The organism is Pseudomonas cedrina subsp. cedrina (genome assembly GCF_001983175.1).
In the GTDB taxonomy this organism is placed as follows: Bacteria; Pseudomonadota; Gammaproteobacteria; order Pseudomonadales; family Pseudomonadaceae; genus Aquipseudomonas; species Aquipseudomonas cedrina.
This window is the reverse complement of record NZ_MNPW01000005.1, coordinates 340,702-365,170: the sequence shown is the minus strand read 5'-3', so window position 1 is coordinate 365,170 and position 24,469 is coordinate 340,702. Positions and strand designations below refer to the sequence as shown.

Genomic DNA, 24,469 nt, shown 5'->3' with positions numbered 1-24,469 from the left:
GACCGGACCATGCAAACTCGTGACGATATTTTCAACACCCTGCGCGACGCCTTGGTGGAACTGTTTGAACTGGAGCCTGCACGCGTCACCCTTGACGCCAACCTGTACCAGGACCTGGAAATCGACAGCATCGACGCGGTGGACTTGATCGACCATATCAAGCGCCAGACCGGCAAGAAGATCGCCGCCGAAGAATTCAAGGCAGTGCGTACCGTGAACGACGTGGTTGAGGCGGTGTACCGTCTGGTCCAACCGGCCGCATGAGCCGGCTGATTGGCCTTGGTCTGTTGCTGGCGGGGCTGCTGTACCCCTTTGCGGTGTATTTCGGCACCGAGCACTTTGCGCCGTGGCAGTTCGGCCTGCTGTTGGGCAGCCTGTGGCTGTTGCGGGCGCTGACCGCTGCACGACGCCCCGGCAGCCGTTGGATGGCATCGGCGGTAATCGTGTTCTGCCTGGCGCTGGCCTGGTTCGACAGCCCGCACCTGCTGCGCTGGTACCCGAGCCTGGTCAGTGCATTCATGTTGGCGGTGTTTGGCTTGAGCCTCAGGTACGGCCCGCCGATGGTCGAGCGCCTGGCGCGCATGACCGATCCGGTGTTGCCGCCCCACGCCGTGGTGTATACCCGCCAGGTGACCGTGGTGTGGAGCGTGTTTTTTTTGTGTAATGGCCTGCTCGCGGCCGCCCTCACCCTGTGGGCGCCGCTGAGCTGGTGGACGTTGTACAACGGCCTGATCGCCTATGGGTTGATGGGGCTGTTGTTTGCCGTGGAATGGCTGGTACGACAAAGGGTTCGAGGCCGCGTATGAATGGGTTGAAACTTGAGCACTTGCTGCTTGAGCCGCTGCAACAGCGTTGGGTGACCACCGCACCTCAAATGAGCCACGCACAGCTGTGGGAGCAGGCCCTGAGCCTGGCGGCGGGGCTGCAGGCGCGGGGTATTCGGCGCCTGGCCGTGCATCTGGAAGATGCGGGCCTGCTGGCGATTGCCCTGCTGGGCGCCTGGCGGGCCGGGGTCAGCGTGCTGCTGCCCGCCGATTTGCAACCCCAGACCCGCCAACGCTGGGACGCGGTAGTCGATGCCTGGCTGACCGAAGCGGCTCACCTGGACGCGCTGTATCAAGCACCGCTGAGCGCTGCCGTGCTCGACCTGGATGCCTGCCAACTGAGCCTGTGCACCTCCGGCTCCAGTGGCGAACCCAAGCGCATCGACAAGACCCTGCGCCAGCTGGCCAACGAAGTCGAAGCCCTGGAAACGCTGTGGGGCGCGGACCTTAAAGACGCCTGCATCATTGGCAGCGTCGCCACCCAGCATATCTACGGCTTGCTGTTCCGCGTGCTATGGCCGCTGTGCGCCGGTCGTACGTTTGTGCGCAAGCAACTGGCCTTCCCCGAGGATTTGCAGCGCGCCAGCCGTGAGCACGCACGCTTTGCCTGGGTCGCCAGCCCGGCGCTGCTCAAGCGCATGGGCGACAACCTCGACTGGCCCGCGCTGAGCCAGGTGTCGCGGGTGTTTTCGTCCGGCGGCGCGTTGCCCGTGGAAGCCGCCGGCAGCCTGTACGATCGTTTGCAGCAATGGCCGACCGAAATCCTCGGCAGCTCGGAAACCGGTGGCATCGCCTGGCGCCAAGGCGCGCAGCCCTGGCAGCCGTTCGCCGATGTGCAACTGAGCCAGGACGCCGACGGCGCCCTGCGCATCGCTTCGCCCTACTTGCCCGCCGGGCATATCGAACACACCGCCGACGCCGCGCGCATCCATGCCGATGGCCGTTTCGAGCTGCTCGGGCGTCTGGACCGAATCGTCAAGCTGGAAGAAAAACGCATCTCCCTGCCCATGCTGGAGCAGGCACTGGTGGCCCACTCATGGGTCGCGGAAACCCGTCTGGGGGTGGTGCAGGAAAACCGCGCCTCCCTCGGCGCCCTGGTGGTGCTGAGCGCCGAGGGCTTGCATGCCCTGCGCAATCAGGGTCGGCGCGCACTCACCCAGACGCTGCGCCAACATTTGAGCCAACATTGCGAAGCCCTGGCGCTGCCGCGGCGCTGGCGTTTGCTGCGGCAACTGCCGCTGAACAGCCAAGGCAAGCTGCCTCAGGCCGACGTCGAGGCGCTGCTGCTGGCCCCCAGGCCGAAAACGCCCGACGTACTGGAACAAGCCGAAGCCGACGGCGAATGGACCTTGCAACTGAGCGTCCCGCCGGACCTCGCCTACTTCAGCGGGCACTTCCCGGTCACGCCGGTGCTGCCGGGGGTGGTGCAGGTGGAATGGGCATTCAGCCTGGGCCAGCAACTGCTCGATTTGCCGGCGACGTTTGCCGGCATGGAAGTGCTCAAGTTTCAGCAATTGGTGCGCCCGGGTGATCACATCGAATTGCACCTGCGCTTTGACCCGGAACGCAGCAAGTTGTATTTCGCCTATCGCAATGGGGTCGCGGCCTGTTCCAGCGGCCGGATAGTGCTGGAGAGTGTCGATGCGTAAGCCAAGTGAGCGCTTCGCGCTCAATCGCAGGCAAGCCAGCTCCCACACTGGACCTGCGCCAGCCACACGTCTTATGTACACAGCCGTTCAAATGTGGGAGCTGGCTTGCCTGCGATGCAGTCGACGCGGTGTATCAGGAGCCCTCCTCCATGCATAACCCCTGCGCCCTGATCCCGGTCTACAACCACGAAACCGCCGTGCCCGCCGTGGTCCACCGCCTGTTGAACAATGGCTTGCCCTGCCTGTTGGTCGACGACGGCAGCAGCCCGGCCTGCGCAGCGGTATTGGCGCAACTGGCGACGCTCGACAACGTCACCCTGCTGACCCTGCCCAGCAACCAGGGCAAAGGCGGCGCGGTGATGGCTGGTTTCCGCGAAGCCGCACGCCTGGGTTACACCCACACCCTGCAAGTGGACGCCGACGGCCAGCACGACCTGCGCGAAGTCGAGACGTTCCTCGACCTCTCGCGCAGGCACCCCGACGCGGTGATCTGCGGCTACCCCGAATACGACGACAGCGTGCCCAAAGGCCGCCTGTACGCGCGCTACCTGACCCACGTGTGGGTGTGGATCAACACCCTGTCGCTGCAGATTCGCGACTCGATGTGCGGCTTTCGCGTGTACCCGCTGGCACCGGTGCTGGCACTGATGGACTCGGCCTACATCGGCACGCGCATGGATTTTGACTCCGACATCCTGGTGCGCCTGGCCTGGCGCAACCAGCCGATGCGCTGGCTGCCGACCCAGGTGCATTACCCGGCCGACGGCCTGTCGCACTTTCGCCTGTTCCACGACAACGTGCGCATCTCGGCGATGCACACCCGCCTGTTCTTCGGCATGCTGGTGCGTGCGCCGATGATCCTGTGGCGCCGGTGGCAGGCATGAGCGACAGCACCAAACACTGGGCCGACCGCGAAGAACGCGGCAGCTACTGGCTGATGAAATTCACCGCGTTCGCCGCCAAGGTCCTCGGCCGCCGAGTGCTGAGCCCGGTGCTGTACGGCATCGTGTTGTACTTTTTCCTGTTCGGCCGCACCGCGCGCCGCAGCGCCTGGCAGTACCAACAGCGCCTGGCCGACTGGAGCGGGCGTGAAGCCTTGCGCCCAACGCACTGGAAGGTCTTCGGCCAGTTCATGGCCTTTGCCGACTCGCTGCTCGACAAGCTCGACGTGTGGAACGGCAAGCTGCGCCTGGAACAGATCGAGATCAACGACCCGGCGCAATTGCGCGGGCAACTGCGTGGTGACCGCGGGCAGATGCTGGTGGGCGCGCACCTGGGCAACCTGGAAGTGTGCCGCGCCCTCGCCGAGATCGGTGAGCAAGTCACCATGAACGTGCTGGTGCACACCAAGCATGCCGAACAATTCAACCGCCTGCTGGGCGAAGCCGGGGCAACCCACTTGCGCCTGATCCAGGTCAGCGAACTGGACCCGGCCACCATGCTGCAGCTCAGCCAGCGCCTGGACGACGGTGAGTGGCTGGCGATTGCCGGCGACCGCGTGCCGCTGCACGGCGGGCGCACGGTGCGCGTAGACTTCCTCGGCCATGACGCCGCCTTCCCGCAGGGGCCGTGGCTGCTGGCCGGCCTGCTCAAATGCCCGGTGAACCTGCTGATGTGCCTCAAGCACGGGCGGCGCTATCGCCTGAGCATCGAGCCTTTCGCCGAGTTGATCGAATGGAAACGCAGCACCCGCGAGCAGGTCATTGCCCTATGGACCGCGCGCTATGCCGCACGCCTGGGCCAGTTCTGCCTGGAAGCGCCCCAACAATGGTTCAACTTTTACCCTTTCTGGAAAACCGATGACCACGCATCTTGAGCCGGTAACCTTTGGCGAACGCGCCTTGCGCATCGAAGACGTGCTGGCTTTGGCCAACCGTCAGGCGCCGACCCAATTGCAGGGCGATGCCGCCTATCGCCAGCGCATCGCCAAGGGCGCGCAGTTTCTCGATTCGCTGCTGGACAAGGAAGGCGTGATTTATGGCGTGACCACCGGCTATGGCGACTCCTGCGTGGTTGCCGTGCCGTTGCAGCACGTCGAGGCCTTGCCGCGTCATCTGTACACCTTTCATGGGTGCGGCCTGGGCAAGTTGCTCGATGCCCAAGCCACCCGGGCAGTGCTGGCCGCGCGGTTGCAGTCGCTGTGCCACGGCGTGTCCGGGGTGCGCGTGGAACTGCTTGAGCGCCTGCATGCGTTCCTCGAACACGACGTGTTGCCGCTGATCCCGGAAGAAGGCTCGGTAGGCGCCAGCGGTGACTTGACGCCGCTGTCCTACGTAGCCGCGACCCTCTCCGGCGAGCGCGAGGTGATGTTCCGTGGCGAACGCCGCCAGGCCGCCGATGTACATCGTGAACTGGGCTGGGAGCCGCTGGTGCTGCGTCCCAAGGAAGCCCTGGCGCTGATGAACGGCACCGCCGTGATGACCGGCCTGGCCTGCCTGGCCTTCGCCCGTGCCGACTACTTGCTGCAACTGGCCACGCGCATCACCGCGATGAACGTGGTGGCGCTGCAAGGCAACCCGGAACATTTCGACGAGCGTCTGTTCGCCGCCAAGCCGCACCCCGGGCAGATGCAAGTTGCCGCGTGGCTGCGCAAGGACCTGGCGATCGACGCGCCGGCCGCGCCGCTGCATCGCCTGCAGGACCGTTACTCGCTGCGTTGCGCGCCCCATGTACTCGGCGTGTTGGCCGACAGCCTGAACTGGCTGCGTTCCTTCATCGAGATCGAGCTGAACAGCGCCAATGACAACCCGATCATCGACGCCGAAGAAGAGCGCGTGCTCCACGGTGGGCACTTCTACGGCGGGCACATCGCCTTTGCCATGGACAGCCTCAAGACCCTGGTCGCCAACGTCGCCGACCTGCTCGACCGCCAGCTCGCACTGCTGGTGGACGTGCGCTACAACCATGGCCTGCCGAGCAACCTGTCCGGAGCCCCGGCGGAGCGCGCGATGATCAACCATGGCTTCAAGGCCGTGCAGATCGGCACCAGCGCCTGGACCGCCGAAGCGCTGAAAAACACCATGCCGGCCAGCGTGTTCTCGCGCTCCACCGAGTGCCATAACCAGGACAAGGTCAGCATGGGCACCATTGCTGCCCGCGATGCGATCCGCGTGCTGGAGCTGACCGAGCAAGTCGCCGCCGCGACCTTGCTTGCCGCCAACCAGGGCGTGTGGCTGCGTACCCAGGCCGAGGATGCGCGGCCGTTGCCACCAGCGCTGGCGGCGATGCACGATGCACTCGCCAAAGACTTCCCGCCGGTCATCGAAGACCGTGCGCTGGAAGGCGAACTGCGCCTGTGCCTGCAACGCATCGCCGAGCAACACTGGAGGCTGCATGCGTAGCCAGGGCGTGCTGCATTGCGACACTGAAATCCTCGTGCCGTTTTTTGACGTCGACACCATGAACGTCGTCTGGCACGGGCATTACGTGAAATACCTGGAAGTGGCGCGCTGCGCGCTACTGGACAAGATCGGCCACAACTACACGGCGATGCTCGAGTCCGGCTATGCCTGGCCGGTGATCGACATGCAACTGCGCTACGTGCGCGGCGCGGTGTTCGGCCAGACCATCAACGTACGCGCCAGCCTGGTGGAATGGGAGAACCGCTTGAAGGTCAATTACCTGATTACCGATGTGGCCAGCGGCGAGCGCTTGACCCGTGCCAGCACTGTGCAGGTGGCGGTGGAAGTCGCGACCCGCGAGATGCAGCTTGCCTCCCCAAAAATATTCACCGACGCCGTAGAAAGGGCCCTGGAATGAGATCTCCTGTGGGAGCGGGCTTGCTCGCGATGGACGTTAACGATAACGCGGGTCGCCTGATGCTACGCGGCGCTCTCAGGTTCTTCGCGGGCAAGCCCGCTCCCACAGGGATCGCGTTAATCCTGCTATTAAGTATTCCGGGCCTGGCCCAGGCTTTCGACTTGCAGCAACTAAGCGATCAGTTAGCCAAACCCACCGTCATCCACGGCAACTTCACCCAGGAAAAACACCTGCGCGCCCTGCCCCAGCCCCTCGTCAGCAAAGGCACCTTCGTCCTGGCCAAGGACCATGGCCTGCTGTGGCTGCTCAAAACCCCGCTGCAACAGGACTACCGCATCAGCGCCCGGGGCATCGCCCGGCGTGACGCCAATGGCTGGCAACTGCTGCCGAACAAGAGCGCCGGCGCCGAACAGAACCGCCTGTTCCTCGCCGTGCTCCAGGGCGACAGCAGCGGCCTGCAGCGTGACTTCGACCTGCAACTGCAAGGCGAGGCCAAGCAGTGGAAATTGACCCTGGTGCCGCGCTCGCTGCTGCTCAAGCAAGTCTTCACCCAAATCAATATCGACGGTGGCGAACTGGTGCAGAAAATCGAATTGCTGGAAACCCAGGGCGACAGCACCCTGCTGCGCATGCAGGACAGCACGGCGAGCCAACCCTTGACTGACGCGGAGCAACACGACTTTGCCCAGTGAGCGCCTGCTGCCGCGCCTGTTCCTGATCCTGCTGGTCGCCATGCTGGCCCTGGCCGGCTGGCAGTGGCGTCACGGCGCGCCGTTGTCGGCCAACCTGATGGAGCTGGTGCCGGGCAGCACGCCGGATGCGCTGGAACAGCAGGCCGAACAACGCATGCAAGAACCGCTGAACCGCGAAATGCTGGTGCTGGTCGGGCATGCCGACCGCCAGCAAGCCGTGGCCGTGGCCCAACAATTGGGCGAGCGCTGGCAGGCCAGCGGGTTGTTTGAAAAGGTGCAATGGAACCTGCAAGCCGACTTGCCGGCACTGCGCGAGCAATTGCTGCGCGGGCGCCTGGCCATGCTCTCGGCCAAGGACCGTGAGCAGCTGATCGAGCACCCTGACGCGTTTATCCAACAGCGCGTACAGGCATTGTTCGACCCCTTTACCGGTTTCAGCCTGGTGCCCAGCCAGGACGACTGGCTGGGCCTGACCGGGCGCATCCAGAACAGCCAGCCGCAGCGCGGCGCCGTGCAGCTGGATATCGGCAGCGGCGCGCTGATCGCCGATGCCGACGGCAAAAGCTGGGTGTTGCTGCGCGCGCGCACCACCGGCAATGCCTTCGATATGAAACTGCCGCTGCAGGTGGCGGATCTGCTCCAGGCCAGCCGCGAGCAGGCCGCCGGGCACGGCGCCCAATTGCTCGCCGCCAGCGGCTTGCTCTACGCCGCCAATGGTCAGCAGCAGGCCACCCGGGAAATCACATGGGTCGGCGGCGGCGCGACCGTCGGCATCCTGTTACTGCTGTTGCTGGCGTTCCGGCGCTGGCGCGTGCTGCTGGCCTTTGTGCCGGTGCTGGTGGGCATGCTGTTTGGCGCGGTGGCCTGTGTTGCGCTGTTTGACCATATGCATGTGATGACGCTGGTACTGGGCTCCAGCCTGATCGGCGTGGCGGTGGACTACCCGCTGCATTACTTGTCGAAAAGTTGGAGCCTGCGGCCTTGGCGCAGTTGGCCGGCGTTGCGCCTCACGCTGCCAGGCTTGAGCCTGAGCCTGGCGACCAGTTGCATCGGGTATCTGGCGCTGGCCTGGACGCCGTTTCCGGCCTTGACGCAAATCGCGGTGTTCTCTGCCGCGGGTTTGGTCGGCGCCTACTTGTGCGCCGTGTGCCTGCTGCCGGCACTGCTAAACGGCGCAGAGCTGCGCCCGGCGCAATGGCCGCTGCGCATCGCCGAAGGGATGTGGCGCGCGCGCGCATCCTTGCTCAAGCGCGTGCCGAGCCCGGTATTGCTGGGGGCGCTGCTGCTGTTTTGCGCAGGTGGCTTATGGCACTTGAATAGCAAAAACGATATTCGCCAATGGATCGGCGCGCCGCCGCAATTGCTGCAGGAAGCCCAGGCCGTGGCGCGCATTACCGGGTTCCAGCCCACCAGCCAGTTCTTCCTGGTGCGCGCAGACACCCAGCAGCAACTGCTGGAGCGCCAGGCTGCGTTGGCGCAGCGCCTGGACCCACTGGTGAACATGGACAAACTCAAGGGCTACCTGGCGCTCAATCAATTGGTCAGCCTGCCCGCAGAGCAACAACAATTGCGCGATGCGCTGAACCAACTGCCGCAACACTGGCAGCCGCTGCTCGATCTCGGCGTGCCCGCCAGTGCGCTGCAGGCCGAAGTTGCGCAACTGCAAGCGCTGCCCACCCAGGACATCGATGCCGCGCTGGCAGGCCCGCTGGCCGAACCGTGGCGCACCCTGTGGCTTGGCCCGGTTGAAGGCGGCGTGGCGGCCATGGTCAGCCTGCAAGGTTTGAACAACCCGGCCTTGCTGCGGGTGCAAGCATTGGACTTACCGGGTGTGCAGTTGGTGGACCGCCTGGGCGATTTGAACCGGGTGTTCGCCGACACGCAAATCAGCGCCGCCGAATTGAAACTGATGTCCTGTGTTTTGATCGTACTGCTGCTGATCCTGCCTTTCGGTTTTGGCGGCGCCTTGCGCATCGTCGCCCTGCCGCTGCTGGCGGCGCTGTGCAGCCTGGCCAGCCTCGGCTGGCTGGGGCAGCCGCTGACGTTGTTCAGCCTGTTCGGCTTGCTGCTGGTCACGGCTATCAGCGTCGATTATGCGATCCTGATGCGCGAGCAGATCGGCGGCCCCGCGGTCAGCCTGTTGGGAACCTTGCTGGCGGCGCTGACGACCTGGTTATCCTTTGGCCTGCTGGCGGTGTCCAGCACGCCGGCGGTGAGTAATTTCGGCTTATCGGTCAGCCTGGGCCTGGCATTCAGCTTTATGCTGGCACCCTGGGCCGGACAACAGAAACACGCCTCATGAATGTGATTATCGCCAGAACGGCAAGGAGCCCTCGTGCCCACAGTTGAAATGGAACGTCGCCAGGTGGTGGTGATCGGTGCCGGTCCATCCGGGGCCATCGCCGCCGCGCTGCTCAAGCGCAAGGGGCATGATGTATTGATCATCGAGCGCCAGCATTTCCCACGGTTCTCGATTGGCGAAAGCCTGCTGTCCCACTGCATCGACTTTATCGAAGAAGCCGGCATGCTCGAGGCCGTGCAGGCCGCGGGTTTCCAACTGAAAACCGGCGCCGCGTTCGCCTGGGGCGAGCGCTACAGCGCGTTTGATTTCGGCGACACCTTCAGCCACGGCAAGCCCACCACCTTCCAGGTGCAGCGTGGCGAGTTCGACAAGTTGCTGGCCGATCAGGCCGCGCTGCAGGGCGTGGAGATTCGCTACGGCGAAACCATCGTCGGCGTCGATTTCAAGGGCGAGTGCCGCTACCTGCACGTTCGCCGTGAGAACGGCAGCGAGTACCATCTCAAGGCCAAATTCGTGCTCGACGCCAGCGGCTACGGCCGTGTGCTGCCGCGCCTGCTCGACCTGGACGTGCCGTCGGACTTCCCGGTGCGCCAGGCGGTGTTCACCCACGTTGAAGACCGGATCGAACACCCAGGCTTCGACCGCACCAAGATCCTGGTCACGACTCACCCGACCCAGCGCGATATCTGGTTCTGGACCATTCCGTTCAGTAACGGCCGCTGCTCGGTCGGCGTGGTCGCGGCCAAGGCGCATTTCGAAGGCCGTGACACTGACCTCGACGCCTGCCTGCGCAGTTTTATCGACGAAACCCCAAGCCTGTCCGGCGTGCTGGACAACGCCGTGTGGGATACCCCGGCGCGGACCATCGGCGGCTACGCGGCCAATGTCAAAACCCTGCACGGCCCGGGTTTTGCGCTGCTGGGCAACGCCGCGGAATTTCTCGACCCGGTGTTTTCGTCCGGCGTGACCATTGCCATGCGCTCGGCGAGCATGGCGGCCGGCGTGTTGCATCGTCAGCTCAAAGGCGAAACCGTGGACTGGCAAACCGAGTTCGCCGAGCCCTTGAAGCGCGGCGTCGAAACCTTCCGCTGCTACGTCGAGGGCTGGTACGCCGGAACCTTCCAGGATGTGATTTTCCATCCCGGCAGCTCGCCGGAGATTCGGCGCATGATCAGCGCGATCCTTGCCGGGTACGCATGGGATGAGCGCAACCCGTTCGTGAGCGAGCCCAAGCGACGGTTGCGGATGTTGTCAGAAATCTGTGCGAGTGAGCCGGTATGAGCAGCGCGCCGCTGGAAAAAACCTGCTTGAGCAGCAACTACGTCGAAGAAACCCGGTTCGGCTTCTGGTTCCTGCGCAGCCACACCTGGCAGCACCGCGTGTTGCGCGTAGCGATCAATGACCTGCGCAGCCTGTTTACCGAGCCGCTGCCCCAGGCGCCGGTGCTGCTGGACGCCGGTTGCGGCCAGGGCAAATCCTTCACGCTGTTGCATCAAGTGTTCGCGCCAGGGCGGCTGATCGGCCTGGACGCCGATCTGCACAGCCTGGAGTTGAGCCGCGAAGAAGCCGCGCGCCAGGGCCTGGCCGTCGAGTTGATCGGCAGCGACTGCGCCACGTTGCAAGTGCCGGACGCCAGTGTCGATATCCTGTTCTGCCACCAGACCTTCCACCATCTGGTTGAACAGCATCGCGCACTCAAGGAGTTCTACCGTGTGCTCAAGCCGGGGGGTTACTTGCTGTTTGCCGAGTCCACCGAAGCCTATATCGATACCTGGGTGATCCGTTGGCTGTTCCGCCACCCGATGCACGTGCAGAAAAGCGCCGAGCAATACTTGCAGATGCTCCGCGAGCAGGGCTTTGAATTCGGCACGCAGAACGTCTCGTACCCGTATCTGTGGTGGAGCCGCTCCAGCGACTTCGGCCTGTTGGAACGCTGGGGCCTGCGCAAGGCGCCACCGGTGGGCCAGCGCGAAGAGACCCTGGTCAACTGCGTGGCACGCAAACCTTTGGCGAGTGCCGCGCCATGATGCGCATGCTGTTGATCGGCTGCCTGATGCTGCTGAGCGCCTGCGCCAGCCAGCCACCGCTGCCCGGCAAAACCCCAGCCCTGGCGTTGCCGCTGCAACTGCACGTGCAACGCCTGGCCGGCGGCCAAAGCCAGGACTGGCTGCTGGTGATCCAGCGCGAAGGCGGCGGCATTCGCTGGTCGATGATGGACCCGCTGGGCATCCCCCAGGCCCGGCAAAAACTGATCGATGGCCAGTGGCAGGCCGATGGCCTGCTGCCGCCCAACCCCCAGGCGCGCGAGCTGTTTGCGGCGTTGCTGTTTGCGTTGACCTCGGCCGATGACGTGCGCGCGCTGTATCCCAGCGCCCAGGCCAGGGACTTGACGCGCACCCTGCCGGGCCATTGGCAGATCGTGTATCAGTCTTCCGAAGTCTTCAGCGTGAACATGACCGGGCAGCCGTTGAGCTACCGCGTCACGCCGCTCGGTGCTGCGCGATGACCGCCTACCTCAACGCCCTGGGCATCATCTGCGCCCTTGGCCGTGGCCAGGCTGAAGTCAGCCGCCGCCTGTTTGCCGGTGACTGCTCGGGCATGCGCGCCGAGAGCGGTTGGGTGCCGGAGCGCGAGTTGCCGGTTGCCGGTGTGCACGGCGAATTGGCGGCCATCCCGGCGCAATTGGGCCAGCAACGCAGCCGCAATAACCAACTGCTGCTGGAAGCGGCGTTGCAGATCGAGGGTGAGATCCGCCGCGCCATCCAGACTTACGGCGCTTCACGGGTCGGCGTCGTGCTCGGTACCAGTACGTCGGGCATCGACGAAGCCAGTCGCGGGATGGCCCAGTACCTGCGGGAACACCGGTTCCCAGGCGACTACGACTACCAGCAACAGGAACTCAGCGCCCCGGCCAACTTCCTGGCGGACTGGCTACAACTGAGCGGCCCGGCCTATGTAATCTCCACGGCCTGCACCTCCAGCGCCCGCGCGCTGATGAGCGCCCAACGCCTGTTGGACCTGGGCCTGTGCGATGCGGTCATTTGCGGCGGGGTCGACAGCCTGTGCAAGCTCACCCTCAATGGCTTCAGCGCATTGGAAGCCGTGTCGAACCAGCGCTGCAACCCGTTTTCGGTGAACCGCGACGGCATTAACATCGGCGAGGCGGCCGTGCTGTTCCTGATGACCAAGGAGCCCGCGCCCATCGCCCTGCTGGGCAGCGGCGCCAGTTGCGATGCGCACCATATCTCCGCGCCTGAACCCACCGGCAAGGGTGCGTTGCAGTCGATGCGCAAGGCGCTCGCCAGTGCCAGGCTGCAGCCCGAAGCGATCGGCTACCTGAACCTGCACGGCACCGCCACCCAGCATAACGACGCCATGGAAAGCCTGGCCGTCGCCAGCCTGTTCCCGCAAGGCGTGGCTTGCTCGTCGACCAAACCCATGAGCGGCCATACCCTGGGCGCAGCCGGCGCGCTGGAAGCGGCGTTCTGCTGGTTGAGCCTGGTTCACAACCGCGTGCCGCCGCATGTCTGGGACGGCCAGGCCGACCCGCTGCTGCCTGCCTTGCAGTGGGCGCAGGCTGGAGCCGGCCTGGAAAAACGCTGCCTGATGAGCAACTCGTTTGCCTTCGGCGGCAACAATGTCAGCCTGATTATCGCAGAGGCCCCATGATCAATTGGCCACTCGCCGAACTGCTGCCCCATGCCGGCGACATGATCCTCATCGACCAGGTACTGTCGTTTGACGAGGAGCAGATCCATACCCGAACCACCGTCCAGCCCGGCGGCCTGTTCAACCGCGCGGACGGCAGCCTGCCGGCCTGGGTCGGCATCGAATTGATGGCGCAAAGCGTCGCCGCCTATGCCGGTTGCCGCGCGCGCCAGAAAGGCGAAGCCGTGGAACTGGGCTTCCTGCTCGGGACACGTAAATTCGAGTGCAACGTGGAGCACTTTCCCGCCGGCGCCGAACTGACGATCCACGGCCTGCGTTCCCTGGAAGACGACAACGGCATGGGTGTGTTCGAATGCCACCTGACCGGCAACGGTATCCAGGCCAGCGCCCGCTTGAATGTATTTCGACCGCCCCAGGCGGCCAACTATTTAGCTGAATCGAAGGACGAAACGTCATGACTGAATCCGTACTGGTCACCGGCTCCAGCCGTGGCATCGGCCGCGCCATCGCGCTGCGCCTGGCCCAGGCCGGGCATGACATCGTGCTGCACTGCCGCAGTGGCCGTGCCGAAGCTGACGCGGTGCAAGCCGAGGTTCAAGCGTTGGGCCGCCAGGCGCGGGTACTGCAATTCGACGTGGCGGATCGCGCGCTGTGCAGGCAAATTCTTGAGGCCGATGTGGAGCAACATGGCGCCTATTACGGCGTGGTGCTCAACGCCGGCCTGACCCGTGACGGTGCCTTCCCGGCCTTGTCCGAAGATGACTGGGACGTGGTGATGCGCACCAATCTCGACGGTTTCTATAACGTGCTGCACCCGGTGATGATGCCGATGATTCGTCGCAGGGCGGCCGGGCGCATCGTGTGTATCACCTCGGTTTCCGGGTTGATCGGCAATCGCGGCCAGGTCAACTACAGCGCCTCGAAAGCCGGCCTGATCGGCGCGGCCAAGGCCCTGGCCATCGAGTTGGGCAAGCGCAAGATCACCGTCAACTGCGTCGCCCCCGGCCTGATCGACACCGCCATGCTGGATGAAAACGTGCCGGTCGAAGAGTTGATGAAAATGATCCCGGCACAACGCATGGGCACCCCGGAAGAAGTGGCGGGCGCGGTGAATTTCCTGATGTCGGCCGAGGCGGGCTATATCACGCGCCAGGTCTTGGCGGTGAACGGGGGATTGTGCTGATGAAGCGCGTCGTCGTCACCGGCATGGCCGGCATGACCTCCCTGGGCGGTGATTGGGACACCATTTGCGCCAACTTCCGCGCCAACCGCAGCGGCATCCGGCGCATGGACGAGTGGGACCGTTTTACCGAATTGAACACGCGCCTGGCCGGGCCGATCGACGACTTTGTCGTGCCCGCCCATTGGACGCGCAAGCAACTGCGCAGCATGGGCCGCGTCTCACGCCTGGCGGTGTGGGCGGCTGAACAGGCGTTACAGGACGCCGGCCTGCTCGGCGACGAGTCGATCAAGGACGGACGCATGGGCGTGGCCTGCGGCTCGTCCACCGGCAGCACCGACGAGATCAAGGCGTTCGGCAACATGTTGCTCAATTCGGTGGCCGAGGGGCTGAATGCCAACTCCTATGTGCGCATGATGCCGCACACCACGGCGGCGAATATCAGCATCTTTTTCGGGCTCACCGGGCGGCTGATCCCCACGTCCAGCGCCTGCACCAGCGGCAGCCAGGGCATCGGCTATGCCTATGAAGCGATCAAGTTCGGCCGCCTGCCGTTGATGCTGGCCGGTGGCGCCGAAGAGCTGTGCCCTACCGAAGCCATGGTGTTCGACGCGCTCTACGCCACCAGCCTGAAGAACGATGCCCCGCAAACCAGCCCACGCCCCTATGACAGCGGCCGCGATGGCCTGGTGATCGGCGAAGGCGGCGGCATGCTGGTGCTCGAAGAACTGGAACACGCCCTGGCGCGCGGTGCGCATATCCACGCCGAGCTGGTCGGCTTCGGCAGCAACGCCGACGGCCAGCACACCACGCGTCCGGAACAGAAAACCATGCGCCGCGCGATGGAGCTGGCCCTGGAAGATGCCGGGCTTGAGCCTGGCGCAATCGGCTACGTGAATGGTCATGGCACCGCCACCGACCAGGGCGATATCGCCGAAACGCTGGCCACCAGCAGCCTGTTCGGCAGCCGCATGCCGATCAGTTCGCAGAAGAGCTTTCTGGGCCATACCTTGGGCGCCTGCGGTGCGCTGGAGTCGTGGTTCAGCATCGAGATGATGAACCGCAACCAGTACGTGCACACCTTCAACCTGGATTCGGTCGACCCGCAATGCGGCGAACTGGACTACGTGCAAGGTGAATTCCGCGAGATGCACCACGACTACGTGATGAACAACAACTTTGCCTTCGGCGGCGTCAACACCTCGCTGATCTTCCGCCGCTGGTCCTGACTTTTTAATCGATTGGAGAAAACGGAATGTCTTCCTTGCTACGCGCGACCCTGATCACCCTGGCCCTGCTGACCACAGCCGGTTGCACCAGCAAACCGATCCTCAATACCCAGCACGACCTGCCGGCCAACGCTCAGGTCAGTGAAGAAAAAATGAAAACGGTGATCGTCAACGCCCTGCAAACACGCAATTGGACGGTGCAGCGGTTGAGCCCGCAACTGGTGCAGGCCGAGATCAATGTGCGCAACCAGTATTACGCCGCCATCGACATCCGCTACACCCGCAACAGCTACGCCATCACCTACCGCGACAGCCGCGAGCTGGGCTACAAGGACGGCAAGATCCATCGCAACTACAACCGCTGGGTGAACAACCTGGATCGCGACATCATGGCGGGCTTGCGCAGCAATGGTGTGAGTGGAGAGGCGGGGTCGGCGGCGCAGTTGTTTGAGCAGACGGGCAGTACCAAGTAGAACGCAGTCGTCACACTGACTGATGTCTGTGAACGGTCCTCTGTGGTGCTCCCGATCATCATAAGCGCCCCTCTCAAGACCAACTGCCTGCCTTGCGTTTTTCACGGGTACGCTCGCTTCTGCAGGTTCTTCCCGTCAGGTAATCACATAAGTGTTGACGAAGCTGACGGCGACCGTCTGAAGCGGCGTCTGTGGGCCTGGCGGAAACGGCCAAGGTGGGGAGGGCATAGGAATGCCGTACTGAACACATTGCAGGTCATAGGTGCCCGGTGTAACACCCTGGGTGACCAGGCTGCGCACGCTTCTTTCACCCCACCGGACAACACCTGCGTTTCGTCGCAGCGCGTTAAAAATCGTGTAGTCATCAAGCACAAAGCGAGCAATCGATATGGGGAAGGGAAAAAGCACGTCAATCAGTAAATACTCCAGCACATCGTCGATTCGAGTGCTCCGAGGTAGAAGATAGGCCAGTTCAAAGTAGTTTGGTCCCATCGGTTGCGTTAGCGTCGGCGCCACGCTCCTCATCCAGGGCCAGCCAGGAGCGGGAGCTGGAGGGGACGGAGGAAGGGGCGGGAAAGCCAGAGGATCGAAAGCATCTACCATGGTGGTTCCAGCAGGCCCAAATGGTGGACTTGGTGGACTTGGTGTAATGACCATCTTTAACCTCTCTGTCTCTGACGCGCTGGTTAACAAGGAGTCCGAATTGCAATTGCAATAAGGTAACCACTGACTCCATCTCGAACACCTGTAACAACTGACAGTTATCAAGAATACTTGGCTATAAAGAAAGGCCCCCGCTCTGCTACTCCACCGCCTTACGCGTCAACAAATCCACGAACGCCTGAACCATCGGAGTCTGCTCGCCCTTGCGTTGCACCGGCCACACCGCCGTCAGCGCCTCGGGGTCCAGTGGATCGTTCCCAGGCTGCGCGCGATAACGTCGCCAGGAACGCGCTGCGTCCCGCCGTGGGTGCAAGGCTCATGCCCTGCGAGTAGGTGACGCGGAGCGTCACGGGATGCATTACCACGCGGAGCGTGGGAACGATCGGGAGGTGAGTTTCGCGAGATGCACCACGACTACGTGATGAACAACATCTTTGTCTTTGGCGGCGTCAACACCTCGCTGATCTTCCGCCGCTGGCCTGACTTTTTAATCGATTGGAGAATACGGAATGTCTTCCTTACCATCGCAACTACAAACGCTGGGTGAATAATCTGAATAGCGACATCAGGGCTGGCTTGCGCAGCAATGGTGTGAGTGGTGAGGCGGGGTCGGCGGCGCAGTTGTTGAGCAGACCGGGACTATCAAGTAAGACTGAGGCACTCAGGATTCAGAAACGACAAAGGGCGCCTCTCGGCGCCCTCTTCACAAACAGGTTGGCTTGTCATCGCCTCGTCCTGCCCGGCTCTGCGATGGCTGGTTGCCCAGGATCCTCAGAGTCTCACAAGCCCCTTTCGGGAACGTGGGCAGTATGCCTGAAAACAGCTTAACGGCAACCCGTGGCAAAATGCCGTTCATCCCTCAATGCAGCCCCAGCGCACTGCGCACCGCCGCCTTTATTGCTAAGAATTGATCATAGGTGAGTTCAGCGATTTTGTAAGTTCGTTTGCCGTGACGATCTTTGCTTTTGATCCGGTCGAGCCTGCCCAGGCTGACAGTCGCCACAATGTCACATTTTGCCCAGCAGACAGGGCTTGCTCCTTGAAGATGGCTATCGAGTTGCAAGTGGTGCTCCAAGACCGTCTGCGGCGCAGTGGTGCTCAGTGGCACAACCGTCACCAGCAACTTATTGGTTCGGTGCTTGCGTACCACGATGACCGGTCGGATCTTTATGATTTCCGGGACCTCATAGCCTCGAAAATCACACATCAACACGCTGCCCGCCTTGGGCTGATAGAGAAGTGCCATCCATATCACTCGCTTGAGAAAAAGCGATTCTGCGTAACTTTTCGGCGAATAACTAAGCCGGTTGCGTTACCTGATATGTGTCCGCGCTACAGCACTGCCTTACGCGTCAACAACTCCACAAACGCCTTCGCCATCGGCGTCTGCGCGCCCTTGCGTTGCACCAGCCACACCGCTGTCACCGCCTCGGGGTCCAGCAGCGTGCGATACACCACGCCATCGATCCGGATGCGTTGGTATGACGCCGGCAATACCGATACGCCCAATCCCGCCGCCACCAGACCGATGATGGTCATCGCCTCCCCCGCCTCCTGGGCGATGTGGGGGCTGAAGCCGGCGTCACGGCACAGGCTGAGCAACTGCGCATACAGGCCGCTGCCGTAGGCGCGCGGGAAAAACACGAACGGTTCCTGCGCCAGTTGCGCCAGGTGCACGCCACGCTCGCTGCCCTCTGCCAGCGGGTGGTCGGCATTCAACACGGCTACCAGCGGCTCGCGCATCAGCTCGACCACGCTCAGCGAGTCCGGCAACGGCAGCGGTCGCATCAGCCCCACCTGGATCGACTCATCCACCAGCGACTCGGCCACTTCCGTGCTGCTCATCTCCTGAAGATTGAGGTGCACCGCCGGGAACGCCTGGCGAAACGCGAAGATCGCCTGGGGAATGCTGGCATTGAATGGCGCCGATGAGGTGAAGCCGATCTTCAACTCGCCCAGCTCACCCAGCTGCGCACGACGCGCCACATCCGCCGCCTTGTCGACCTGGGCCAGCACCAGCCGTGCCTCGTGCAGGAATAGCCGGCCCGCTTCGCTCAGCTCGACCCGACGATTGGTACGCTCAAACAACCGCGCACCCACTTGCTGTTCCAGCGCCTGGATCTGCTGGCTCAGCGGCGGCTGCGAGATGCCCAGCACCTGCGCGGCGCGGCCGAAATGCAGCTCTTCGGCAACCGCGATGAAATACCGCAAGTGACGCAATTCCATGCACACCTCATTAGGTCGTTAAAGCTATCAAACAGGTCGAACAATATATTGGAAAGAATCATTAGCCAGCTATATTCTTTTTTGCATTGCCGCTCCTGGCAAGCTCTTATGCCCCGAGGTACCCGTGAAAGCTGCTGTCGCTCCACTCGCTCAAGAACGCCCACCCACCGCACTGGATGAAGTGGTGGCCCAGCTCAATGACGCGTATATCGAAAAAGGCACGCCGATGTTCATGCGCACGGTGCTGGCGCTGTTCTGCGGCGGTTTTGCCACCTTCGCCCTGCTGTATTGCGTGCAGCCGATGATGCCGGCGTTGTCCCATGAATTTTCCATCAATGCGGCGCAGAGCAGCCTGATCCTGTCTGTGGCTACCGCGATGCTCGCGTTCGGCTTGCTGATCACCGGGCCGATTTCCGACCGGCTAGGACGCAAGCCGGTGATGGTCTGCGCATTGTTCTGCGCGGCACTGGCGACCATTGCCAGCGGCTTGATGCCCAATTGGGAAGGCATCCTGCTGATGCGTGCGCTGGTGGGCCTGTCGCTGAGCGGGCTGGCCGCCGTGGCCATGACCTACTTGAGCGAAGAAATTCACCCGCAGCACATCGGCCTGGCCATGGGCCTCTACATCGGTGGCAACGCGATTGGCGGCATGAGTGGACGCCTGATCATCGGCGTACTGATCGACTTCGTCAGCTGGCACACCGCAATGCTGATCATCGGCGCCTTGGCGCTGGTCGCCGCCACGGTGTTCTGGAAAATCCTGCCCCAGTCGCGCAACTTCCGCGCCACCAGCCTCAAGCCGCGCAGCCTGCTGGACGGCTTTGTCATGCACTTCAAGGACGCGGGCCTGCCGTGGTTGTTCCTCGAAGCCTTCCTGCTGATGGGTGCGTTCGTGACCCTGTTCAACTACATCGGCTACCGCCTGCTGGCTGACCCTTATGACCTCAGCCAAGCCGTGGTCGGCCTGCTGTCGCTGGTGTACCTCTCGGGCATCTACAGCTCGGCGAAAATCGGCGCCCTGGCCGACCGCCTGGGCCGCCGTCGCGTGCTCTGGGCCACTATCGCGCTGATGCTCGCCGGCATGGCCATGACCCTGTTCACCCCACTTTGGCTGGTGGTGCCAGGCATGCTGGTCTTCACCTTCGGCTTCTTCGGCGCCCACTCGGTGGCCAGCAGCTGGATCGGCCGCCGCGCCGTAAAAGCCAAGGGGCAGGCGTCGTCGTTGTACCTGTTCTGCTATTACGCAGGATCGAGCATTGCCGGGACGGCGGGCGGGTTCTTCTGGCACTTCGGCGGGTGGAACGGGATTGGGGCGTTTATCGTGGCGTTGTTGATTGGCGCGTTGCTGGTGGCGTTGAGGTTGGCGAAGTTGCCGCCGTTGGGGCGAACAGCGACCTGATGCGGGCTCAAAAAAACCGCTTTAAAGCGGTTTTTTCGCAACGGGCTTTCGCCTCATTCCAGTGCCGACCGAGTCATGGAGCGCCATGGCGCGTCCCCCGTCCCACTCCGTTTGCATCGCCGAAAACAGCTCGACGTCGATGCGAGCCTGATGCGCGGTGAGCGCTGCGGACATCGCCTCTGCGATTCCCTCGATGATCACTCCAGGCTTTTCCACCGCACAGTGCTTTCGGCCAAACTCCATCAGTTGCTGACGATCCGGATACGCCTTGGTCTTGTTCAGTTTGATTGCCAGCGTGCGATCAATCAGGGAACGACCGGACTTGGGATTGTAATTCTCATACACGGTCGTGGTGGTGACATCGAATACAGGGGCAAGCTGCACCGTTTCGCGGGCGCCGGGATGGGTATAGATCACCCCAAAATTCTTCAGGTGAGCATCACCATTGCGCACCATGACCGACAGGCAAACCGAAGAAAAAAACCTTTCGAGCTCACGTAACGGATCACCCTGCGCGCACACATGATTGATAACCGCGGCGAGTGTTTCATAGCTCTGGGAATACTTGTAATTGTCATGGGGATCTTTGTTGAGCCCCAACAGAACGGCCATGTCTTCAAAGCCAAGCCGGCCGGACGGGGTCAGGTCAAAACGTTCCATGACGAACAGGTCACCCGAGTCGGACAGCCAGAATGGTGGCGTCTGCATACCCGCAATGCGGGCAGCCTCCATGCAAAGAAACTCGTTCTGGGCCAGGTGGGCATACTCGTCGGCGCCCGATTTCACGATCAGGTCAGAACTGAGCATGGTTTTGCGATTGCCAGCCAGCTTGTCCAGGTCAGGCACCAGCACCTTGGGCTGCACACCGGAGATACCCGACTCGAAATACGTCTCCACCAAAAATTCGAATACGCCCTGGGAAGTATCTGCCGAGAGTATTTGCTGAAGCCCCACCTGAGCGTGTACCGGAACAGAGGCCTCGACAGGGTTCTGATAAGTGAGACGCCCAATCTGGTTCCCGCCGATTACCGATAGCAAGCGCATTTCATCCACCTGCATGTGCTTAGCCATCCGGCGCTTGATCTGATCGGCCAGAAAACCCTCCGGCACGTTCATATCAAAGATTGGATGCAGTACGTTACTGACCGAGGGGGTCGGGTCGTAGGGCATGACCAGCGACGCCTCGCGCTCGGCATCGGCGGATGAATAAGCGAACGAGAACTGCGAGCCCTTGGACAGTTCGCCTGAATGTCCATGGGGGGTGACGACGTTGAGTAATTTGACTCTACTCATCATGCTCCACCAGATCGGCCAGGGATTTGAGATCAATGCGTTTATCGACAACGTCCAGGGCCATTCCCAGCGCAGAAATTACCCGGAACACCGTGTACATCGCGACGTTTTCACCTGCTTCAAGATCCATTATGGTCTTGCGGTTGCACTTGGCCCGCTCCGCCAGTTGCGCCTGGCTATAGCCTTTGGCGCGACGCAGCTGTCGGATTCTGTCACCCAACTCGGGTGGATTGACCAGTAACATAATGTCACCCATAACGGACTTTAATGACTAAAAACATCAGTATGTCCGTAATAACGGACATTGCAAGCGCCTTATGTCTGCTGTATCAAACAAAAACGCCCGGCATAAACCGGGCGTTTTCTATTGCGCGCCGATCACTCGTGATACTGCGCCGACAGCTCATGCACCGCGCGCAGGAACGCGCCGGCATGCTCCGGGTTCACTTCCGGGGTGATGCCGTGGCCGAGGTTGAACACGTGCCCGGTGCCCTTGCCGTAGCTGGCGAGGATGCGCCCGACTTCGGTGCGGATCGCTTCCGGCTTGGCGTACAGCACGGTCGGGTCCATGTTGCCTTGCAGTGCAACGCGGTTGCCGACGCGCTGGCGGGCTTGGCCGATGTCGCAGGTCCAGTCCAGGCCCAGTGCGTCAGCACCGGCGTCGGCGATGCTTTCCAGCCACAGGCCGCCGCCCTTGGTGAACATGATCACCGGGACCTTGCGGCCTTCGTGTTCACGGATCAGGCCGCTGACGATCTTGCGCATGTAGGCCAGGGAGAATTCCTGGTACGCCGCCGCCGAGAGGTTGCCACCCCAGGTGTCGAAGATCTGCACCGCTTGCGCGCCGGCCATGATCTGGCCATTGAGGTACGAGGTGACCGACTGTGCCAGCTTGTCGAGCAGCAGGTGCATGGCTTGCGGATTGTCGTAGAGCATGGCCTTGGTCTTGCGGAAGTCTTTCGACGAGCCGCCTTCAACCATGTAGGTGGCCAGGGTCCAGGGGCTGCCGGAGAAACCGATCAGCGGCACGCGGCCATTGAGTTCGCGGCGGATGGTGCTCACGGCGTCCATCACGTAACCGAGGTCTTTGTGCGGATCAGGGATCGGCAGGGCTTCGATGTCGGCCAGGGTGCTGACCACTTTCTTGAAACGCGGGCCTTCGCCGGTTTCGAAGTACAGGCCTTGGCCCATGGCATCAGGAATGGTGAGGATATCGGAGAAGAGGATGGCCGCGTCCAGTTGTGGGTAGCGGTCCAGCGGCTGCAGGGTGACTTCGCAGGCGAACTCCGGGTTCATGCACAGGCTCATGAAGTCGCCGGCGTGGGCGCGGCTGGCGCGGTATTCCGGCAGGTAGCGACCGGCCTGGCGCATCATCCACACGGGGGTGACGTCCACGGGTTGCTTGAGCAGGGCACGCAGGAAACGGTCGTTCTTGAGGGCAGTCATGTCGGCATCCGCAAAAAAAGTGCGGGCATTTTCTCAGAGCGCGACGCAAAAGGCACGGAGTGAGCCGTGCCTTTTGTCTATCGGGTCAATTTGTCGCAATGGCTGTACTCATAAACCTCAATGTGGAATGAGGTTTATGTGGGAGCTGGCTTGCCTGCGATTGCGGTGGTCCAGTCGATACATCCATTGACTGTTACACCGCTATCGCAGGCAAGCCAGCTCCCACAGTTGACCGTATTTCAAATCAGACTTGCAGGTAATCCAGGATCCCTTCAGCGGCGTTGCGCCCTTCGAAGATCGCCGTTACCACCAGGTCCGAACCGCGCACCATATCGCCACCGGCGAAGATCTTCGGGTTGCTGGTCTGGTGCTTGTACTGGCCTTGTTCCGGGGCGACGACGCGGCCCTGGCTGTCGGTCTGGATCTGGAACTGCTCGAACCACGGCGCCGGGCTTGGGCGGAAACCGAAGGCGATGACCACGGCGTCGGCCGGGATGATCTCTTCGGAGCCCGGGATCGGCTCGGGGCTGCGACGGCCACGGGCGTCCGGTTCGCCGAGACGGGTCTCGACCACCTTCACGCCTTCGACACGGTCTTCACCGACAATGGCGATCGGCTGGCGGTTGTAGAGGAATTTCACGCCTTCTTCCTTGGCGTTCTTCACCTCTTTGCGCGAGCCGGGCATGTTGGCTTCGTCACGACGGTACGCACAGGTCACCGACTTGGCGCCCTGGCGGATCGACGTGCGGTTGCAGTCCATCGCGGTGTCGCCACCGCCGAGCACCACGACTTTCTTGCCTTTCATGTCGACGAAATCTTCCGGCGACTTTTCAAAGCCCAGGTTGCGGTTGACGTTGGCGATCAGGAAATCCAAAGCGTCGTACACACCCGGCAGGTCCTCACCGGCAAAGCCGCCCTTCATATACGTGTAGGTACCCATGCCCATGAACACAGCGTCGTATTCGGCGAGCAGTTGTTCCATGGTGATGTCTTTGCCGATTTCGGTATTGAGGCGGAACTCGATACCCATGCCGGTAAACACTTCGCGACGGTTGCTCAGTACGGTTTTTTCCAGCTTGAACTCAGGAATGCCGAAGGTCAGCAGGCCACCGATTTCCGGGTTCTTGTCGAACACCACCGGGGTCACGCCGCCGCGCACCAGTACATCGGCACAGCCCAGGCCGGCAGGGCCCGCACCGATGATGGCGACGCGCTTGCCGGTCGGCTTGACCTTGGACATGTCCGGACGCCAGCCCATGGCGAACGCGGTGTCGGTGATGTACTTCTCCACCGAACCGATGGTCACCGCGCCGAAACCGTCGTTAAGGGTGCACGCACCCTCGCACAGACGGTCCTGTGGGCACACCCGGCCGCAGACTTCCGGCAGGGTGTTGGTCTGGTGCGACAGCTCGGCGGCGGCGAGGATGTTGCCCTCGGCCACCAGCTTGAGCCAGTTGGGAATGAAGTTGTGCACCGGGCACTTCCATTCGCAATACGGGTTACCGCACCCCAGGCAGCGGTGGGCCTGGTCGGCCGAGTGCTGGGGTTTGAAGGGTTCGTAGATTTCCACGAACTCTTTCTTGCGTTGACGCAACAGTTTCTTCTTCGGATCTTTGCGCCCGACATCGATGAACTGGAAGTCGTTATTCAGACGTTCAGCCATGT

At 62.6% G+C, this 24,469-nt stretch carries 25 protein-coding genes; 18 read left to right on the top strand and 7 right to left on the bottom strand.

Annotation, left to right across the window (positions count from 1 at the left end):
* Positions 1–9 precede the first annotated feature (9 nt).
* The 17 genes from BLL36_RS12685 to BLL36_RS12605 all read left to right on the top strand — a co-directional run bounded on the left by BLL36_RS12685 (position 10) and on the right by BLL36_RS12605 (position 15,777).
* Entirely contained in the window at positions 10–264 is a 255-nt protein-coding gene (locus tag BLL36_RS12685; RefSeq protein WP_005784088.1) for an acyl carrier protein, read from the top strand.
* A complete protein-coding gene (locus tag BLL36_RS12680) occupies positions 261–806 on the top strand; it encodes a COG4648 family protein (RefSeq protein WP_076951774.1) in 546 nt (181 codons plus the stop codon). The genes BLL36_RS12685 and BLL36_RS12680 overlap by 4 nt, the downstream gene beginning before the upstream one ends.
* Complete coding sequence (locus tag BLL36_RS12675) at positions 803–2,473, top strand: acyl-CoA synthetase family protein (RefSeq protein WP_076951773.1); 1,671 nt, start codon at positions 803–805, stop codon at positions 2,471–2,473. Before BLL36_RS12680 ends, BLL36_RS12675 begins: the two co-directional genes overlap by 4 nt.
* A gap of 149 nt (positions 2,474–2,622) precedes the next feature.
* Entirely contained in the window at positions 2,623–3,357 is a 735-nt protein-coding gene (locus BLL36_RS12670; RefSeq protein WP_076951772.1) for a glycosyltransferase family 2 protein, read from the top strand.
* A complete protein-coding gene (locus BLL36_RS12665) occupies positions 3,354–4,289 on the top strand; it encodes an LpxL/LpxP family acyltransferase (protein WP_076951771.1) in 936 nt (311 codons plus the stop codon). Before BLL36_RS12670 ends, BLL36_RS12665 begins: the two co-directional genes overlap by 4 nt.
* A complete protein-coding gene (locus tag BLL36_RS12660; RefSeq protein WP_076951770.1) occupies positions 4,273–5,814 on the top strand; it encodes an HAL/PAL/TAL family ammonia-lyase in 1,542 nt (513 codons plus the stop codon). The genes BLL36_RS12665 and BLL36_RS12660 overlap by 17 nt, the downstream gene beginning before the upstream one ends.
* On the top strand, positions 5,807–6,232 hold the full coding sequence (locus tag BLL36_RS12655) for an acyl-CoA thioesterase (protein WP_076951769.1): 426 nt from the start codon (positions 5,807–5,809) through the stop codon (positions 6,230–6,232). Before BLL36_RS12660 ends, BLL36_RS12655 begins: the two co-directional genes overlap by 8 nt.
* Before the next feature lie 29 nt (positions 6,233–6,261).
* The gene (locus tag BLL36_RS12650; RefSeq protein WP_076951768.1) at positions 6,262–6,924 is read left to right on the top strand and encodes an outer membrane lipoprotein carrier protein LolA; all 663 of its coding nucleotides are present in this window, start codon (positions 6,262–6,264) and stop codon (positions 6,922–6,924) included.
* Entirely contained in the window at positions 6,914–9,226 is a 2,313-nt protein-coding gene (locus BLL36_RS12645) for an MMPL family transporter (protein WP_076951767.1), read from the top strand. Before BLL36_RS12650 ends, BLL36_RS12645 begins: the two co-directional genes overlap by 11 nt.
* A 33-nt stretch (positions 9,227–9,259) precedes the next feature.
* Positions 9,260–10,507 carry an NAD(P)/FAD-dependent oxidoreductase gene (locus tag BLL36_RS12640; protein ID WP_076951766.1) on the top strand — a complete coding sequence of 416 codons (1,248 nt, stop codon included), beginning with the start codon at positions 9,260–9,262 and terminating at the stop codon, positions 10,505–10,507.
* On the top strand, positions 10,504–11,253 hold the full coding sequence (locus tag BLL36_RS12635) for a class I SAM-dependent methyltransferase (protein ID WP_076951765.1): 750 nt from the start codon (positions 10,504–10,506) through the stop codon (positions 11,251–11,253). Before BLL36_RS12640 ends, BLL36_RS12635 begins: the two co-directional genes overlap by 4 nt.
* Positions 11,250–11,732, top strand: a complete 483-nt coding sequence (locus BLL36_RS12630; protein ID WP_076951764.1) for a hypothetical protein — start codon at positions 11,250–11,252, stop codon at positions 11,730–11,732. Before BLL36_RS12635 ends, BLL36_RS12630 begins: the two co-directional genes overlap by 4 nt.
* Positions 11,729–12,895: a beta-ketoacyl-[acyl-carrier-protein] synthase family protein gene (locus BLL36_RS12625; RefSeq protein WP_076951763.1), complete on the top strand. Its 1,167-nt coding sequence runs from the start codon at positions 11,729–11,731 to the stop codon at positions 12,893–12,895. Before BLL36_RS12630 ends, BLL36_RS12625 begins: the two co-directional genes overlap by 4 nt.
* A complete protein-coding gene (locus tag BLL36_RS12620) occupies positions 12,892–13,353 on the top strand; it encodes a hotdog family protein (RefSeq protein ID WP_076951762.1) in 462 nt (153 codons plus the stop codon). Before BLL36_RS12625 ends, BLL36_RS12620 begins: the two co-directional genes overlap by 4 nt.
* Complete coding sequence (locus tag BLL36_RS12615; protein WP_076951761.1) at positions 13,350–14,078, top strand: 3-ketoacyl-ACP reductase FabG2; 729 nt, start codon at positions 13,350–13,352, stop codon at positions 14,076–14,078. The genes BLL36_RS12620 and BLL36_RS12615 overlap by 4 nt, the downstream gene beginning before the upstream one ends.
* Positions 14,078–15,304, top strand: a complete 1,227-nt coding sequence (locus tag BLL36_RS12610; protein WP_076951760.1) for a beta-ketoacyl-ACP synthase — start codon at positions 14,078–14,080, stop codon at positions 15,302–15,304. Before BLL36_RS12615 ends, BLL36_RS12610 begins: the two co-directional genes overlap by 1 nt.
* A gap of 26 nt (positions 15,305–15,330) precedes the next feature.
* Entirely contained in the window at positions 15,331–15,777 is a 447-nt protein-coding gene (locus tag BLL36_RS12605) for a hypothetical protein (RefSeq protein WP_076951759.1), read from the top strand.
* A gap of 135 nt (positions 15,778–15,912) precedes the next feature.
* Here the strand turns inward: BLL36_RS12605 and BLL36_RS12600 are convergent, their stop codons facing one another.
* From BLL36_RS12600 to BLL36_RS12590, 3 genes are all read right to left on the bottom strand, one after another.
* Positions 15,913–16,293 (bottom strand): hypothetical protein, encoded by a 381-nt coding sequence (locus BLL36_RS12600; RefSeq protein ID WP_130925917.1) that lies wholly within the window; start codon positions 16,291–16,293, stop codon positions 15,913–15,915.
* Positions 16,294–17,299: 1,006 nt separating this feature from the next.
* Positions 17,300–17,686, bottom strand: coding sequence for a type II toxin-antitoxin system PemK/MazF family toxin (locus tag BLL36_RS12595; protein WP_076951757.1), 387 nt, complete (start codon positions 17,684–17,686; stop codon positions 17,300–17,302).
* An 86-nt stretch (positions 17,687–17,772) separates the two neighbouring features.
* Complete coding sequence (locus BLL36_RS12590; protein WP_076951756.1) at positions 17,773–18,666, bottom strand: LysR family transcriptional regulator; 894 nt, start codon at positions 18,664–18,666, stop codon at positions 17,773–17,775.
* Positions 18,667–18,838: 172 nt separating this feature from the next.
* Between BLL36_RS12590 and BLL36_RS12585 the strand changes: the two genes are divergently transcribed.
* Complete coding sequence (locus tag BLL36_RS12585) at positions 18,839–20,065, top strand: MFS transporter (protein ID WP_394329487.1); 1,227 nt, start codon at positions 18,839–18,841, stop codon at positions 20,063–20,065.
* 21 nt (positions 20,066–20,086) lie between these two features.
* On the opposite strand, the gene BLL36_RS12580 is transcribed toward BLL36_RS12585, so the two are convergent.
* From BLL36_RS12580 to BLL36_RS12565, 4 genes are all read right to left on the bottom strand, one after another.
* A complete protein-coding gene (locus BLL36_RS12580; protein WP_076951754.1) occupies positions 20,087–21,358 on the bottom strand; it encodes a type II toxin-antitoxin system HipA family toxin in 1,272 nt (423 codons plus the stop codon).
* The gene (locus BLL36_RS12575) at positions 21,351–21,602 is read right to left on the bottom strand and encodes a helix-turn-helix transcriptional regulator (RefSeq protein WP_076951894.1); all 252 of its coding nucleotides are present in this window, start codon (positions 21,600–21,602) and stop codon (positions 21,351–21,353) included. The genes BLL36_RS12580 and BLL36_RS12575 overlap by 8 nt, the downstream gene beginning before the upstream one ends.
* 134 nt (positions 21,603–21,736) lie before the next feature.
* Positions 21,737–22,804: a uroporphyrinogen decarboxylase gene (gene hemE / locus BLL36_RS12570; RefSeq protein ID WP_076951753.1), complete on the bottom strand. Its 1,068-nt coding sequence runs from the start codon at positions 22,802–22,804 to the stop codon at positions 21,737–21,739.
* A 244-nt stretch (positions 22,805–23,048) separates the two neighbouring features.
* The gene (locus BLL36_RS12565) at positions 23,049–24,467 is read right to left on the bottom strand and encodes an FAD-dependent oxidoreductase (RefSeq protein WP_057724416.1); all 1,419 of its coding nucleotides are present in this window, start codon (positions 24,465–24,467) and stop codon (positions 23,049–23,051) included.
* Between the last annotated feature and the right edge of the window lie 2 nt (positions 24,468–24,469).